This window comes from Nostoc sp. 2RC (assembly GCF_014222165.1).
GTDB classification, from domain to species: Bacteria; Cyanobacteriota; Cyanobacteriia; order Cyanobacteriales; family Nostocaceae; genus Nostoc; species Nostoc linckia.
The window spans coordinates 1-279 of sequence record NZ_JACKZU010000832.1; the positions used below are offsets into that span (position 1 = coordinate 1).

A 279-nucleotide genomic window follows, 5' to 3' on the forward strand; every position below is an offset into this window, starting at 1 on the left:
TTTTAAGTCATTATCGTGAACCTTGAAAGAAGAGAAATCAGCAAATGGCACTCTTAAATATTCAGCTTGACCGCCCCAATGGTTCCCGTGCATAGCACTACCAAAACCGAACAGACCACCGTTATCCATTTTCCAACTTGCTGGTGATGGATTAGAATTATCACACTGAGATTCCATGTCATTATTACAATAGAAACAATCGCCACACCCTATGTTAAAAGGTATAACAACTCTATCACCTTTTTTTAAAGTTTTAACATCTTTTCCTACTTCTTCTAC

The 279-nt window shown here is 37.3% G+C and carries 1 protein-coding gene; it reads right to left on the reverse strand.

Going from position 1 to position 279, the window contains the following annotated elements:
* A partial coding sequence (locus GNE10_RS35160; protein ID WP_185570585.1) for an alcohol dehydrogenase catalytic domain-containing protein occupies window positions 1-279 on the reverse strand: 279 nt, incomplete at both ends.